The sequence below is a fragment of the Pseudomonas sp. Teo4 genome (assembly GCF_034387475.1).
GTDB lineage: Bacteria > Pseudomonadota > Gammaproteobacteria > Pseudomonadales > Pseudomonadaceae > Aquipseudomonas.
In genome coordinates, this window is the sequence record NZ_JAXCIL010000001.1 from 454,358 (window position 1) to 468,665 (window position 14,308).

The window sequence follows — 14,308 nt, forward strand, 5'->3', positions numbered from 1 at the left end:
TTTGAGAATCATTATATTCACCGTCCCTGTTGGCCCTGAACAATGTTCAGCAGGTCGATGGGCGAGGGCCCGTCGGCGTGCAAGCCGGGTCGTGCCCTAATCGCTCATGAATCGCAGGAGATGTGTCGATGCAATCCAGAACCTCACCTAACAGCCTGGCCCTGGCGTTCGTCGCGCTGGCGTCGCCGGCCATGGTGGCGACTGCGGCCGAGGCCGAACAGCAACTCGCCAGTGAGGTGCTGGAAGTGCCGGTGGCCGACAACGCGCTGGTGATTCAGGACACCTTGGTGACCGCCGAGCGTGAAGCGCGCCAGGCACTGGGTTCGTCGATCATCACCGCAGAAGACATCAAGCGTCACCCGCCGGCCAATGACCTGTCCGACCTCATTCGCCGCGAGCCGGGCGTCAACCTGACCGGCAACAGCGCCAGCGGCGCACGGGGCAACAACCGTCAGATCGACCTGCGCGGCATGGGGCCGGAAAACACCCTGATCCTCATCGACGGCAAACCGTCCAGCGCGCGCAATGCCGTGCGCTATGGCTGGAACGGCGACCGCGACACCCGCGGCGAAACCAACTGGGTGCCTGCCGAGGCTGTCGAGCGCATCGAGATTCTTCGTGGCCCAGCCGCCGCACGCTACGGTTCCGGCGCCATGGGTGGGGTGGTGAACATCATCACCAAGCGCCCCACCGAAGAACTCAAAGGCAATGTCACCCTGTACACCCAACTGCCCGAGGACAGTGCCGAGGGCGCCACCCAACGTACCAACTTCAACCTAAGTGGCGGGCTCACCGACAACCTCGGTTTTCGTTTGTACGGCGGCCTGGCCAAGACCGATGCCGACGACCTGGACATCAACGCCAGCCACGCCAACAGCGCGCTGGTCGCTGGCCGCGAAGGCGTGCGCAACAAGGACATCAACGGCCTGCTGAGCTGGAAGCTCAATGATGAGCACCGCCTTGAAGCCAGCGCCGGCTACAGCCGTCAGGGCAACATCTACGCTGGCGACACCATGAACAGCAACGGTGGTGGCGACCTCGAGCTGATCTCCAGCCTGTACGGCCACGAAACCAACGTGATGCAGCGCAACACCTACGACCTGACTCACCTGGGCGATTTCACCTGGGGTACCAGCAAGACCACCCTGGCCTACGAGTACGTGCGCAACTGGCGCCTCAACGAGGGCCTGGCCGGTGGCCCGGAAGGGGCAATCAACGATTCCGGCGCGGCCATGTCGCGCCTGCGCAACACCCGTCTGAGCAGCGAAGTGAACCTGCCGTTCGCCATGGGCAGCACCGAGCACGTGCTGACCCTGGGTGGCGAATACCTCTACGAGTCGCTCAACGACCAGGGTTCGTTCCGTCCGCAGAGCTTCGACCCGAGCGGCTCGGGTAGCAACGTCATCAGCGGTTTCGACCGCAGCGACTCGAAGATGACCGCCAAAAGCTACGCGCTGTTTGTCGAGGACAATATCGTCATCGGTGACACCACCGTGACCCCGGGCCTGCGTTTCGACCACCACGAGACCTTCGGCGACAACTTCAGCCCAAGCCTGAACCTGTCGCACAAGCTGACCGAGGCTCTGTCGGTGAAAGGCGGTATCGCCCGTGCCTACAAAACGCCGAACCTGTACCAGTCCAACCCGAACTACCTGCTGTACAGCCGTGGTAACGGTTGCAGCGTGCAGCAGACCAACTCCGGTGGCTGCTACCTGCAGGGCAACGCCGACCTCAAGCCGGAAATCAGCGTCAACAAGGAAATCGGCCTGCTGTACGACCGTGGCACCTGGCGTACCAGCGCGACCTACTTCCGTAACGACTACCAGAACAAGATCATCGGTGACACCGATGTGCTCTACACCATCAACAGCGGCCGTCGCGTGACCCAGTGGGAAAACGCTGGCAAGGCGCGAGTGGAAGGCATCGAGGGCAACCTGTTTGTCGAACTGACCCCGACCGTGGACTGGAACACCAACCTGACCTGGATGCTCGACAACGACAACCGCGAAACCGGCGAACCGCTGTCGGTGATCCCCGAGTACACGGTCAACACCACGCTGGACTGGCGCGCCACCGACAAGCTGTCGTTCCAGGTTGCCGGTACCTACTACGGCAAGCAGAAGTCGCCGACCTACAACTACCGCACCCAGGAAGACTACGACCAGGAGGCGCAACAGGACGTCGAGGCTTATGGGCTGGTGGATGTCAGTGCCGGGTACAAGTTCAACGCCAACTATGACGTGCGGGTAGGGGTGAACAACGTGTTCGACAAGCAGATTCTGCGTGGCGGCAATGCCAGCAGTTCGGGTGCCAACACCTATAACCAGCCAGGGCGTGCGGTGTTTGCCTCGTTGAATATTTCGTTCTGATCGCAGGGGGCCGCTGTGCGGCCCAATCGCCGGCAAGCCGGCTCCCACATGGACCGCGCTGCTCTCAGGATCACCGCAGTACCTGTAGGAGCCGGCTTGCCGGCGATGAGGCCGTTACTGGCAATACAAGACCAGTTGCTGCCACATGGAACGCGCAGCTCTCAAGATCACTGCAGTACCTGTAGGAGCCGGCTTGCCGGCGATGAGGCCGGTACAGGCAACACAAGACCAGTTGCTCCCACAGGGGCCTCGCAATTCCTCTGGTAGCCGGCTTGTCGTGGCGACGAACCGCGGCAATTGGGCTCAGCGGCCCCAGACGTCCATTGAACAACACCAAGGACCACCCGATGATCAGAGCCCCCGCCTGGCTGCAGATCCTCTCCCGTAGCTGCGCCGCATTGCTCGGTGGCTACGCCTTCAGCTATTCGGCCACGGCCTGCCTTGCCCGTGTGCTGCCCATGTCACCCGCCGATGCGGTGATCGTCTCGACCCTGCTGGCCTTCATCTTCTACACCCTCGCCATTCTCTGGGCATTCGCCAGCCGTGATGCGCTACGTGCCTGGGCGCCGCTTGCCCTGGCTGCTCCGTTGGCCTTGATCGGTTTCTGGCCCCAGGCACTGGAGTGGCTGGCATGAAAAACACCTTCACCCAATCCATGGCCTGGCTGCACACCTGGGCCGGGCTGATCTTCGGTTGGCTGTTGTTCGCCATTTTCGTCACCGGCACGCTGGCGGTGTTCGACAAGGAACTCAACCACTGGATGCAGCCTGAGATCCCGACCAGCAACGTGTCCCAGGCCGATGCCGCCCGGCGAGCCGTCGCCTATTTGCAGGCGCATGAACCCACGGCAAGCAACTGGGGCATCAGCTTGCCCACCGAGCGGGCGCCGGGGCTGCGCGTGTCCACAGGTGAGCGCCGCCATGGCGGTGGCGTGCAACTGGACCCGGCCACCGGCGAAGCCATCGAAGTGCGCGACAGTGTGGGCGGCAACTTCTTCTTCCGCTTCCACTTCACCCTCGACCTGCCGCGCAACTGGGGCATCTTCGTGGTCGGCGCCCTGGCGCTGGTGATGCTTGCCGCGCTGGTAACCGGCATTGTCATCCACAAGAAGATCTTCAAGGAATTCTTCACTTTCAGGCCGAACAAGGGCCAGCGCTCCTGGCTGGACTTCCACAATGCCAGCGCGGTGCTGTTGTTGCCGTTCCATCTGATGATCACCTACACCGGGCTGGTGATCTTCATGCTGATCTACATTCCTGCGGGCGTCGATGCACTGTTCGACGGCGACAACCGTGCCTACTTCCAGGCCCAGGGCAACGCACGGCTCGAACAACCGCGAGGGTTGGCCAAGCAGCCGGGCGAGCTGGTGGATGTGGCGCCATTGCTGGCCCAGGCCGAGGCCCGTCTGGGGTCGATCGGTGGGCTGAATATTCGCAACCCCAACACGGCCGGCGCACGCATCGAGATCCGCCCGGAACTGGGCAACCGCATCGCGCTTACCAAGGGCCAGGCGATGGTGTTCGATGGCGTCAGCGGCCAGCTGTTGAGCGATATACCTGAACTGCGACCTGCGCCGTTGACCCAGCGGGTGATGATTGGCCTGCATTTCGCCCAGTTCGGCGGCTACCCGATGCGCTGGCTGTATTTCGTCTGCGGGCTGGTGAGCTGCGCGATGATCGCCAGCGGCCTGGTGCTGTTCTGCGTCAAGCGCGGGCGCAAATACGCCAACCTCAGCGCCGAAGTCGGCGCACGACGTTGGTTTCGGGTTGCCGAGGTGTGCAATATCGGCTTCATCACGGGCCTGCTGCTGGCCTGTGTTGGCTTGTTGTGGGCCAGCCGCTTGCTGCCGGTCGAGCTGGCGCAACGGGAGCAGTGGGAGGTGCGGGCGTTCTTCGGTGTGTGGTTGCTGGCGCTGCTGCATGCCGGTGTTCGACCGGCCAAGCGGGCCTGGGTCGAGCAGTTGGGACTGGCCGCGCTGATGTGCGCAGGTTTGGCCGTGCTGGGCGAGGTCAACGATGCGCTGCGCCTGGGCGTGGTTGCCACTGCGCTGTTGCTGGGCGTGCTTCTGGGCGTGGCTGCGTGGCGGGTTCACCATAAACAGCCGGCACCACAGAAGGCCAGGGCAGGGCGCTTCGAGGAGGTGGAAGCATGATCATGCTGGTCGCAGGTGGCGTGCTGTTCGCTTACGCCGGAATGCTTGGGCTGTGCCAGGGCCTGGAGCGTCATTACAAGCAAGTCTGGCAGCGTTCCTGTCCACGGCCACTTCGTCTGACCCTGCGTGGCGCGGGGTGGATGGCCTTGCTGGTGAGCCTGTGGCTCTGCGCCCAGGCCTGGGGTTGGGCGATGGGGCCGGTGGCATGGTTCGGTGCCATGTCGCTGGCCGGGATGGCGCTGGTGATGCTGCTGCCATACTGGCCGCGGTTGGCAGTCGGGCTGGTTGCCTTGGTGCCGGTCTGGGGGCTGTTGCAGTTGTTCGGCTGAACCGGCGATGGGGCTGTAAGGCAGCCCCTGATGTTCGCAGTCTTAACCTGCTGCGACCTCGGCAAATGCGTCGCGAAAGCGCTGCATGTCGTGTTCATCGCCCACGCTTACGCGCACCCAGTTCGGCCAGCTGGGCCACACCCGGCCCACCAGCACGCCCCGCTTGGCCAGGCGTTCGACCACCGGCTGTGCGGGGCCACGCAGGTCGATCATGAAGCAGTTGGCCTGCGAGGCAGTGCAGCGCCAGCCACGTGCGTTCAGCCAGGCGATGGTCTGGTCACGCAGTCGGGCGTTGTGGGCCTTGCGCATCGGCACCAGGTGGCTGTCCTTGGCATGAGCTTTGAGGTGCTGCGAAAATCGAGCGCCGCCCGCGCGGCGCTCGATCTCACCGGCGCTGCCCCTCTCACGCCAAGCCTCCAGCAGCCCCGACGCCATCCCCAAGTGCAAAAAAAAATGCGATTGTGCTAAACCATTCGGCCTATTCGACCGTGACGAGAATCCAGGTGAAAGCCGTACGCCTCACACTCATCTGCCATGCCCTGACCCCGGCCCAGCGAGCGGGGCGTTTGCATCGGCCGCAGGATGGCATTCTGGCGCAGGACGATCAGCCTCTGGCCAGCATGCCGGATGTGCGCGTGCTCACGGCGCCGGAACCCCGGGCGAGGGAGACGGCGGCATGGTTGTCGGCCCAGGCCACGGTTGAGCCAGGCCTGGCCGACTGCGACCTGGGGCGCTGGCACGGCATGACGCTGAAACAGTTGCAGACCGAACAACCCGAGGCGCTGGCGCAGTGGTTGGAGGACCCTCACAGCGCGCCCCATGGGGGCGAGTCCTTCGCCGATGTGTGCCAGCGGGTAGGGGGCTGGCTCATGGCGTTCGAGGGGCAGGGGGAGTGGTTGGCGGTGACGCACCCCATGGTGATCCGGGCGGTGATGGTTCACCTGTTGGAGTGCCCGTTGAAGGCGTACCAGCGCATCGATGTGTTGCCGCTGTCGCGTCTGGAACTGAGTTACACCGGGCAATGGCGCCTGCGTCTGGCGTGACGCAGGCGCATCAGGGTCAGAAGGCCAGCTTGTAGCCGATCAGCAGCAGCATGGCAGCCAGGCAAGGCCGCAGCACGCGGTCGGAGATGCGGCCGGTGAGGTGGCTGCCCAGGTAGATGCCTGGCAGCGAGCCGAGCAGCAGGTAGCCCAGCAACGACCAGTCCATGTTGCCCATGCTCGCGTGGCCAAGGCCGGCCACCAGGGTCAGCGGCACGGCGTGGGCGATTTCGGTACCGACCAGGCGGCGGGTGACCAGGAACGGGTAGAGCAGGAACAGCGCCACGGTCCCCAGGGCACCTGCGCCGATGGAGGTGAGCGTGACCATGACGCCCAGCACCACACCGGTGATCACGGTGAGAATGTTCAGGGTGCGGTCGCTGAGGTGGTAATGGTCACCGGCATGGCGACTGGCAAAGGCCTGCAGGCGCGACTTGAACATGATGGCCAGCGCGGTGAGGATCAACACCACGGCCAGGCCCTGTTTGATCACGGCGTTGAGTGCCGAGGTGTCGGTGTGCAGGGTGCTGAGGAACCACAGGGTCAGTGCGGCGGCAGGTACGCTGCCGAGGCTGAGCAGGCCGGCGATCTTCCAGTCGATGTTCTTGTTGCGGCCATGCACCCAGACGCCACTGGCCTTGGTGATGGCGGCATAGAGCAGGTCGGTGCCTACGGCAGTGGCCGGGTTGATGCCGAACCAGAGCAGAATGGGCGTCATCAGCGAGCCGCCGCCGACGCCGGTCATGCCGACGATGAAACCCACAACCAGTCCGGCAATGGTAAAACCAAAAGATCCTACATCCATACGCTACTCGACTGCCCAGCTTTGCCCGTGATCGGATGCTGCCCAGCATATAGATTTTTTTATAGCCAAATAGACTTGTTCGTTATTAGGTTATAACTGCAGACCGCTACTGGCGCTGCGGCTCACCGATCCGTCATCACCACCATCACTTGCGCATCCCCACCATCTTCGCTCTCCGACAGGTAGATGTGCCCCACCTGGCTGTCGAAATACGCCGTTTCCTGCGGCCCGATGCTCACTGCTTCGCCAGTTTCGAATTCGATGCGCACGCGGCCCTTCAACACCAACGCGAACTCTTGCCCCGGATGGCGAATGAAGTCGTCGAACTGGCCGCGTTCGCGCGCGATGATGCGGGCATAAGCCGGGGTCATGCGCCGTTCGGGAAAGGCGCCGGCAATCGGGTGGTAGTCATAGGTGCCGGTGGAATAGCCGGCCGCCGCCGGTAGCGAGTCCACCACCACGGTTGCCGGCACTGGCGCATTCACCGGCCCGCTGGCGCGGAACAATTGCGCGATGTCGACGTTCAATGCCCGGGCTGCGGCGGCCAGCTTTTCGTAGCTCACCGAGACTTGCGCCAACTCCATCTTCGACAAGGTCGACACCGGCACTCCACTGAGTTCGGACAGCTGCTTGAGGGTCAGCTGGCGCGCCTTGCGAACCTGGCGCAGACGCGCGCCCACTTCGGCGCGATCGAGCAAGGGCAGGGCATCGGGGCGGCCTGTGGTAGAGGGGCGTTCAGCGGACATCGAGACTCTCTGTGTGCGGCTTTGGTCGGGCATCTTACCTTGGGCGCTTGCATGATCGTAAATTCTCATATATTAGAATTCTCATAAATGATAATTGCGCGACGGGAGCGTGCATGACCCAGATCTACGACACCCTGATCATTGGCGCCGGTATCGCCGGCGCTTCCCTGGGCTACCGCCTGGCCGGCGAGCGCCGGGTGCTGCTGCTCGAACGCGAGATGCAGCCGGGTTATCACTCCACCGGGCGTTCGGCGGCCATGTTCATGGAGGCCTACGGCACGCCGCAGATTCAGGCGCTGACCCGCGCCAGCCGGGCGTTCTACGAAGCGCCGCCGCCTGGTTTCTGTGAACACCCGTTGCTTGAACCGCGCGGCTGTCTCTACGTCGCCAGCCTTGAACAGCAGGCGCTGCTCGAAGCCACCCACGCCCAGAACCTGGCCAACGGCACCGAGGTCAGCCTGCTGGACCGCGATGCCGCCCTGGCGCTGGTGCCGAGCCTGCGTGGCGGCACGCTTGCCGGGGCGGTGCATGAGCCGGGCGCCATGGACCTGGATGTGCACGCCCTGCACCAGGGCTTCCTGCGTGGCCTGCGTGCGGCCGGTGGTGAGCTGCGCTGCAATGCCGAGCTGGTCCAGGCGTATTACCTCGACGACCTTTGGCACGTGGAGTTGGCCGACGGCAGCTGCCTGCAGGCGCGTCAGCTGGTCAACGCCGCAGGTGCCTGGGCCGACCGCGTGGCCGAACAGTGCGGGGTGGCCCGAATCGGTCTGCAGCCCTGCCGGCGCAGCGCCTTTACCTTCCCAGGGCCGGTCGACCAGGACTTTGCCCGTTGGCCTGCGGTAATCGGCGTCGACGAGAGTTTCTACTTCAAGCCCGATGCCGGCCAATTGCTGGGTTCGCCCGCCAACGCCGACCCGGTCGAACCCCAGGACGCCGCGCCCGATGAGCTCGACGTGGCCATCGGCATCTACAACATCGAGGCCATGACTACCCTGCAGATACGCCGCCCAAGCCACAGCTGGGCGGGCCTGCGCTCGTTCGTCGCCGATGGCGACCTGGTGATCGGTTTCGACGCCCAGGCGCCCGCCTTCTTCTGGCTGGCAGCGCAGGGCGGCTATGGCATTCAGTCGGCTGCAGGCGCCTCTCGTCTGGCCGCCGACCTGTTGCTTGGGCAACCGCTGTGCCCGAGCTTGACTGTTCAAGGGGTGTCGCCCGAGCGGCTGTCCCCTGCACGATTTCAATAACCCCCCAAGGAGCTACCCATGAGCAATGACATCCAGCGTTTCCCCAGCAGCCTGCCGTTTCCTTTTTCCCGTGCGGTGAAGGCTGGCGGCTTCCTGTTCCTGTCCGGTCAGGTGCCGATGAGTGCCGGTGGTGATGTGGTGCGCGGCGACATCCAGACCCAGACCCGCGCCGCCTGCGAGCGTATCGCCGAGAGCCTGGCGGCTTGCGGTGCGGGCTTCGAGCAAGTGGTCAAGTGCACGGTGTGGCTGTCGGACATGAGCCACTTCGCCGGTTTCAACGAGGTGTACAAGGAGTTCTTCGGCGCGGCGCTGCCGGTGCGTTCCACTGTGGCCTCGGCGCTGGCGCTTGGCGTGGATGTGGAGATCGAAGTCCAGGCTTACGTCGGCTGAAGCCCTTCGCGGGCTTGCCCGCAGGCAGGGCCCGGCTGGCACAACAACAATAACCAGAGGTTCACATGCAAGAGCAACTGAAGATCGCCGGCGCATTCGTTGGCGTGATCGTGGGGGCGGGCTTCGCGTCCGGGCGGGAACTGTTGTTGTTTTTCGTCGACTTCGGCGTCTGGGGCCTGGTCGGGGCGCTGGTCAGCGCGGCCCTGTTCACCTTCCTGGGCATGGCCCTGGCCGGCTTGGGCAATCGCCAACAGGCCACCTCGCACAAGGATGTGATCCAGGCCATCTGCGGCCGCCACCTGGGGTGGTTCGTCGACTGGCTGATCACCTTCTTCATGTTCGCCGTCACCGTGGTCATGCTCGCGGGTGGCGGTGCCTTGCTGGAGCAGCAGTTCGGCATTCCCGCGCTGACCGGTAGCGTGCTGGTGACCTTGCTGGTGGTCGGAATCGTGTGCCTGGATGTGCGCAAGGTGATCCTGGCCATTGGTGCGGTCACGCCGCTGCTGATTCTGGTGGCCTCTGCGATTGCGCTGTATGCGGTATTCACCCGCGGTCAGAGCTTCGCTGAACTCGACCAACTGGCCAGCCAGCAGCAGGCCGGCACCCGTCACTGGTTGCTCGGGGCGTTCCTGTATGTGTCGTACAACATCGTCGCTGGCGCTCCGATCCTGGCCATCCTCGGTGGCTCGGCCAAGGGCGAGAAGACTGCGGTGTGGGGCGGCTTGTTGGGCGGTGCGGCATTGGGTGGGTTGATGCTGGTCATGAGTGCCGGGCTGTTGTCGCGCCTGGACAGCGTGGCCGACCTGCCGATGCCGATGCTGTCGATTGCCAGTGAAATCTCGCCGCTGTTGGGGCTGGTGATGTGCCTGATCATCTTCGGCATGATCGTCAACACGGCCGTGGGCACGCTGTTTTCGTTCCTTTCGCGCCTGCTGCCGGCCGGCACGCCGAAGTTTCGCAGGGGGGCGGTGGCGACCGGGGTCGTCGCTTTCGTCTGCAGTTTGGTGGGGTTCATCAGCCTGGTGGGTGAGGTGTACCCGTTCTTCGGGTATCTGGGCTTCGTGCTGATGGCGGCGGTATTGGTGGGTTGGGTGCGGCGGGGCAGGAGCGGTAGAGCGGTGGTGGCCTAGAGGCCTTTATCGTCGCGCTTCGTCGTCACGACAAGCCGGCCCCTAAAGGCATTGCAGTGGTCTCAGGATCAGCTCGGCCCATGTGCAAACAACTGCCTTGTGTTGCCTGTACCGGCCTCATCGCCGGCAAGCCGGCTTGTATGGTAGGACTTGAAGGGGTGGTGGGACGACATGCCGGCTTCTGACTGTGACAGCAGTACAGACCGTGGGAGACATCGCCCCACCCCTTCCACCAAAGCGCCGATAAAGAATGCATCGTTTGCAAGCGACGATAGAAGCAAGCCAGCGCCTCTTGGTGAAACCCCTTCAAGCCGGAAAACCATAACGTGGAGAACCGCCCATGGCAATGCAGGTAAGCAAGTTGATCGTGGGTGCGGATGTTGCGAAAGCGGAACTGGTTATTCATCACGACGGTAGTGATGAACTGATCAAACTGAAGAACGCAAAACCCGAGATCAAGCGGTGGCTCAAGCAACAGCCCCGCAATACTGCCATCGCCGTTGAGGCGACAAATGTCTACCACTTGGACTTGGTCGAGCTAGCCCATGGTGCGGGTCTTGAAGTCTACGTAATTGATGGTTTTCAACTGAGTAATTACCGGAAAAGTGTTGGGGGGCGAGTCAAAACCGACCCTTCCGATGCCAGGCTGTTGTCTCGTTTTCTAAGAAATGAAGGCGAGGATCTTCGTCCGTGGAGTCCGCCACCCGCTGTCTACGGCAAGGTTCAGAGCCTACTTCGACGTCGGGCTGCCTTGGTGGCCGCCCGGACCGCAATGACTCAGAGCTGGGCTAACGAAAGTCTGCTGAAAAGCGCCTTCGAGGCGTTCGTCAAATCGATAGACCGTTTGGATCTGTTGATACAAAAAAAACTTAAAGAAGTGCTCCGCGAAGCCGGACTGCAAGAACAAGTTGCCCGTTGCCAAGCAGTGGAAGGTATTGGCTTTCTTACCGCCACGGCATTGGTCATGGCCTTTGTTCGAGGCGAGTTCAGAAGCAGCGACGCTTACATCGCATTTCTGGGAATGGACTTGCGAGTGAACGACTCGGGACAGACGAACGGACGTCGTCGCCTGACCAAGCGGGGATGCTCTGAGATCCGTCGCTTGCTGCACAACGCGGCAATGGCTGCGAGCAGGTCATCGGCTTGGAAAGATGTTTACGAGCATCATCGAAACAGCGGCAAAGCAACCACTCAAGCCCTGGTCATCCTGGCCCGTAAACTCGCTCGTGTAGCATTCGCCCTGATGAAAAATCAGGACGAATACGTCACTAAAGGCGGGAAACTGGCTTGCTGAGAACCATAGAATCTCCCACAACACCTGCGTCCGCCGTACCTGGGCTGCCCCCAAGGGTTGGATTGGTGTCCAACTTCTTGGGGGCAGTCCATACCTGTGGGAGCCGGCTTGCCGGCGATGAGGCCGGTACAGCCAACCCAAGCGACAGCCCTGCAACAGGGTCTGCACCGAAGGCATCAGGCAACAGCCATCGCCGAAGTCGGCAAACCAAAGACCCGGTCAAACGCCCAGTTGTAGACGAAGGTGTAGCAAGGCACCAGAACGATGAACGCCAGGTCCACCAGAAACGCCTCGACCAGGCTCATGTCCAGCCACCAGGCAATCAGCGGTATCAGGTACACCACCAGGGTCAGTTGAAAACCGACGGCATGCGCCACCCGCCGCGCCACGCTGCGACCACGCTTGGCCTGGCGGCTCTCCCAGCGCTCGAACAGGCTGTTGTAGATGAGGTTCCAGAGCATGGCGATGGTGGTGATCATCACCGCCAACGGCCCCGTGTGGGACGCCTGGGTGTCCGACAGGTAGGCCAGCCCCAGGGTCGACATGCACAGGCCGATCAGTTCATAGAAAGTCACGTAGACCAGTTTGCGTTTCAGTCCCTGCACCAGGGTTACCTCACATGACAAAAGCGAAGGGGCGCAAGGATGATTCATTTTTATTGACAGACAAAGTCAGCAGCTTTCAGATTAATTGACAGGAGGCTGCCCATGAACTTTTCCAGCGATAACATCCAGTTGTTCCTTGCCGTGCTCGACCACGGCTCGTTTTCCGCCGCTGCACGCGCCTTGGGGCGGGTACCTTCGGCGGTGAGCATGGCCATCGGCAACCTTGAAGCCGAACTCGGTTACGCCCTGTTCGAGCGAGGCCCTCGCGAGGTCCGGGCCAGCGCCCGTGCCTTGGCCCTGGAACCCCACGCCCGGCTGATCGCCGAGCAGTTGGGGCTGTTGCAGGTGCATGCGCTGGAGTTGTCCCAAGGGCTTGAAAGCAGCCTGATCATCGCCGTGGTCCCGGACATCGATCACCGCCCGTTGCTGGCCGCCATCGCCCAGCTTGGCGAGCGCTTTCCCCTGCTGGACATCACCCTGCTCAGTGCTCCGCAGGAAGATGCCCTGCAGTTGCTCGACAGTGGCCGAGCAGACCTGTGCCTGGCCTTCGCCGGCCTTCAGGTAGAGGCCCATCGCGGTTTCCAGCACATTGGCACGGAGGCCCTGATCGCCACTCTCTCCCCTACTCACCCTGCCTTGCTCGACGGACGCATCCACTACCTGGAAGACCTTATTGCGGTACGCCAGATCCTGGTTCGTAGCCGCGACCTGCCACTGACCGACCCACGCGCCCTGATCGGCGCCACACACTGGTCCACCGACAGCTTCGACCTTGCCCTGCAGATGGTCGAAGCCGGCCATGGCTGGGGGGACCTGCCGCGCAGCCGAGTCGCGCCGCTGATCGATGCCGGGCGTTTGGTACGCCTGCATTTTCGCAACACCCGCAACGAACTGCAGTTGCCGATCCATGCCTTCTGGCGCAAGCAGCAGCCGCTGCATCAAGCCGCACGGATGCTCCTAGAACAGTTGGCCACTCGCTAGGCTGCCGTCCGTCGACAGGGCATCAACAAGTCACTGTAAGTGTTTCAATTTTTTAACCATTGCGCCGATATGACTGGAGAAAGGTGCGCACACACGCCACAAGCGTGCAGCGCCCTCCCCTCCCTGGCTCAAGGTCTCGAAACATGAACCTGAAATTCCGCCACAAGATCCTGCTCAGCGCCTGCACCGTCGTGGTACTGGCCTTCGCCCTGTTCACGCTTTACAACGATTACCTGCAACGCAACACCATTGCCCAGAACATCGAATCGTCCGTGCAACAGTCCGGTGCGCTGACTGCCAGCAGCGTGCAGAACTGGATGAGCGGGCGCATCCTGGTGCTGGAAAACCTGGCCCAGGACATCGCCGAGCAAGGGGCTGGCGACAGCCTGGCAGGTCTGATCGAGCAGCCTTCCTACACGCGTAATTTCCTGTTCACCTACCTGGGCCAGGCCAGCGGCGTGTTCACCCAGCGCCCCAACGCGCAGATGCCTGCCGGCTATGACCCGCGCCAACGCCCCTGGTATGGCGCGGCGGTCAACGCCGGGCAAACCGTGCTCACTGCCCCTTACCAGGGTGCTGTCGGCGGCCTGATGGTTACCATCGCCACCCCGGTCAAGCGCAAGAGCACCGGCGAACTGGTGGGAGTGGTGGGCGGTGACCTGACCCTCGACACCCTGGTGCAGATCATCAACTCGGTCGACTTCGGCGGCATCGGCCACGCCTTCCTCGTCGACAGCGACGGCCAGGTCATCGTCAGCCCGGATAAAGACCAGGCGATGAAGAACCTCAAGGACATCTACCCCGGCAGTGGCCTGCGGGTGGCCGCTGGCATGCAGGACGTCAGCCTCAATGGCCAGCAACGGCTCATTTCCTTCGCCCCGGTCAACGGCCTGCCTTCGGCGCAGTGGTACATCGGCCTGTCCATCGACAAGGACAAGGCCTACGCCGCACTCGGCCAGTTCCGTACTTCGGCGGTCATTGCCATGGTCATCGCCGTGGCCGCCATCGCTGGCCTGCTGGGCCTGTTGATTCCAGTGCTGATGCGCCCGCTGACCACCATGGGCCGCGCCATGCGCGACATTGCCGAGGGTGAAGGCGACCTGACCCGCCGCCTGACGGTGCAGCACAAGGACGAATTCGGCGAGCTGGCGACCTCGTTCAACCGCTTCGTAGAACGTATTCACGCTTCCATGAGCGAAGTGTCGTCGGCAACCCGTCTGGTG

13 protein-coding genes and 2 pseudogenes are annotated in these 14,308 nt (G+C 62.9%); 11 read left to right on the top strand and 4 right to left on the bottom strand.

Features of this window, described 5'->3' with window-relative positions; all coding sequences use genetic code 11:
* Positions 1–128: 128 nt before the first annotated feature.
* The 4 genes from PspTeo4_RS02285 to PspTeo4_RS02300 all read left to right on the top strand — a co-directional run bounded on the left by PspTeo4_RS02285 (position 129) and on the right by PspTeo4_RS02300 (position 4,850).
* Positions 129–2,369, top strand: coding sequence for a TonB-dependent siderophore receptor (locus PspTeo4_RS02285; RefSeq protein WP_322362106.1), 2,241 nt, complete (start codon positions 129–131; stop codon positions 2,367–2,369).
* Positions 2,370–2,716: 347 nt separating this feature from the next.
* Complete coding sequence (locus PspTeo4_RS02290; RefSeq protein ID WP_322362107.1) at positions 2,717–3,004, top strand: iron transporter; 288 nt, start codon at positions 2,717–2,719, stop codon at positions 3,002–3,004.
* Positions 3,001–4,521 (top strand): PepSY-associated TM helix domain-containing protein, encoded by a 1,521-nt coding sequence (locus PspTeo4_RS02295; protein ID WP_322362108.1) that lies wholly within the window; start codon positions 3,001–3,003, stop codon positions 4,519–4,521. Before PspTeo4_RS02290 ends, PspTeo4_RS02295 begins: the two co-directional genes overlap by 4 nt.
* Positions 4,518–4,850, top strand: a complete 333-nt coding sequence (locus PspTeo4_RS02300; RefSeq protein WP_322362109.1) for a DUF3325 domain-containing protein — start codon at positions 4,518–4,520, stop codon at positions 4,848–4,850. The genes PspTeo4_RS02295 and PspTeo4_RS02300 overlap by 4 nt, the downstream gene beginning before the upstream one ends.
* 42 nt (positions 4,851–4,892) lie before the next feature.
* On the opposite strand, the pseudogene PspTeo4_RS02305 reads toward PspTeo4_RS02300, so the two are convergent.
* A pseudogene (locus PspTeo4_RS02305) lies at positions 4,893–5,177 on the bottom strand (aminotransferase class I/II-fold pyridoxal phosphate-dependent enzyme); the annotation flags it as partial.
* 176 nt (positions 5,178–5,353) lie between these two features.
* Here PspTeo4_RS02305 and PspTeo4_RS02310 point away from each other — a divergent pair.
* On the top strand, positions 5,354–5,893 hold the full coding sequence (locus tag PspTeo4_RS02310; protein WP_322362110.1) for a histidine phosphatase family protein: 540 nt from the start codon (positions 5,354–5,356) through the stop codon (positions 5,891–5,893).
* Between the two features lie 16 nt (positions 5,894–5,909).
* Here PspTeo4_RS02310 and PspTeo4_RS02315 read toward each other — a convergent pair whose 3' ends face one another.
* Together PspTeo4_RS02315 and PspTeo4_RS02320 are read right to left on the bottom strand one after the other, a co-directional pair.
* Complete coding sequence (locus PspTeo4_RS02315; RefSeq protein ID WP_322362111.1) at positions 5,910–6,695, bottom strand: sulfite exporter TauE/SafE family protein; 786 nt, start codon at positions 6,693–6,695, stop codon at positions 5,910–5,912.
* 122 nt (positions 6,696–6,817) lie between these two features.
* Complete coding sequence (locus PspTeo4_RS02320; protein WP_322362112.1) at positions 6,818–7,441, bottom strand: XRE family transcriptional regulator; 624 nt, start codon at positions 7,439–7,441, stop codon at positions 6,818–6,820.
* 113 nt (positions 7,442–7,554) lie between these two features.
* Between PspTeo4_RS02320 and PspTeo4_RS02325 the strand changes: the two genes are divergently transcribed.
* The 4 genes from PspTeo4_RS02325 (at position 7,555) to PspTeo4_RS02340 (ending at position 11,499) form a co-directional block, all read left to right on the top strand.
* Complete coding sequence (locus PspTeo4_RS02325; RefSeq protein WP_322362113.1) at positions 7,555–8,685, top strand: FAD-dependent oxidoreductase; 1,131 nt, start codon at positions 7,555–7,557, stop codon at positions 8,683–8,685.
* 18 nt (positions 8,686–8,703) lie between these two features.
* On the top strand, positions 8,704–9,075 hold the full coding sequence (locus PspTeo4_RS02330) for a RidA family protein (RefSeq protein WP_322362114.1): 372 nt from the start codon (positions 8,704–8,706) through the stop codon (positions 9,073–9,075).
* Between the two features lie 65 nt (positions 9,076–9,140).
* Positions 9,141–10,205, top strand: coding sequence for a hypothetical protein (locus PspTeo4_RS02335; protein ID WP_322362115.1), 1,065 nt, complete (start codon positions 9,141–9,143; stop codon positions 10,203–10,205).
* 340 nt (positions 10,206–10,545) lie between these two features.
* Entirely contained in the window at positions 10,546–11,499 is a 954-nt protein-coding gene (locus PspTeo4_RS02340; RefSeq protein ID WP_322362116.1) for an IS110 family transposase, read from the top strand.
* Between the two features lie 176 nt (positions 11,500–11,675).
* Here PspTeo4_RS02340 and PspTeo4_RS02345 read toward each other — a convergent pair whose 3' ends face one another.
* Positions 11,676–12,104: a PACE efflux transporter gene (locus PspTeo4_RS02345; RefSeq protein ID WP_322362117.1), complete on the bottom strand. Its 429-nt coding sequence runs from the start codon at positions 12,102–12,104 to the stop codon at positions 11,676–11,678.
* A 102-nt stretch (positions 12,105–12,206) separates the two neighbouring features.
* On the opposite strand from PspTeo4_RS02345, the gene PspTeo4_RS02350 reads away from it, so the two are divergent.
* Positions 12,207–13,085 carry a LysR family transcriptional regulator gene (locus PspTeo4_RS02350; protein ID WP_322362118.1) on the top strand — a complete coding sequence of 293 codons (879 nt, stop codon included), beginning with the start codon at positions 12,207–12,209 and terminating at the stop codon, positions 13,083–13,085.
* Positions 13,086–13,228: 143 nt separating this feature from the next.
* Positions 13,229–14,260, top strand: a pseudogene (gene mcpA / locus PspTeo4_RS29750) (methyl-accepting chemotaxis protein McpA); the annotation flags it as partial.
* Between the last annotated feature and the right edge of the window lie 48 nt (positions 14,261–14,308).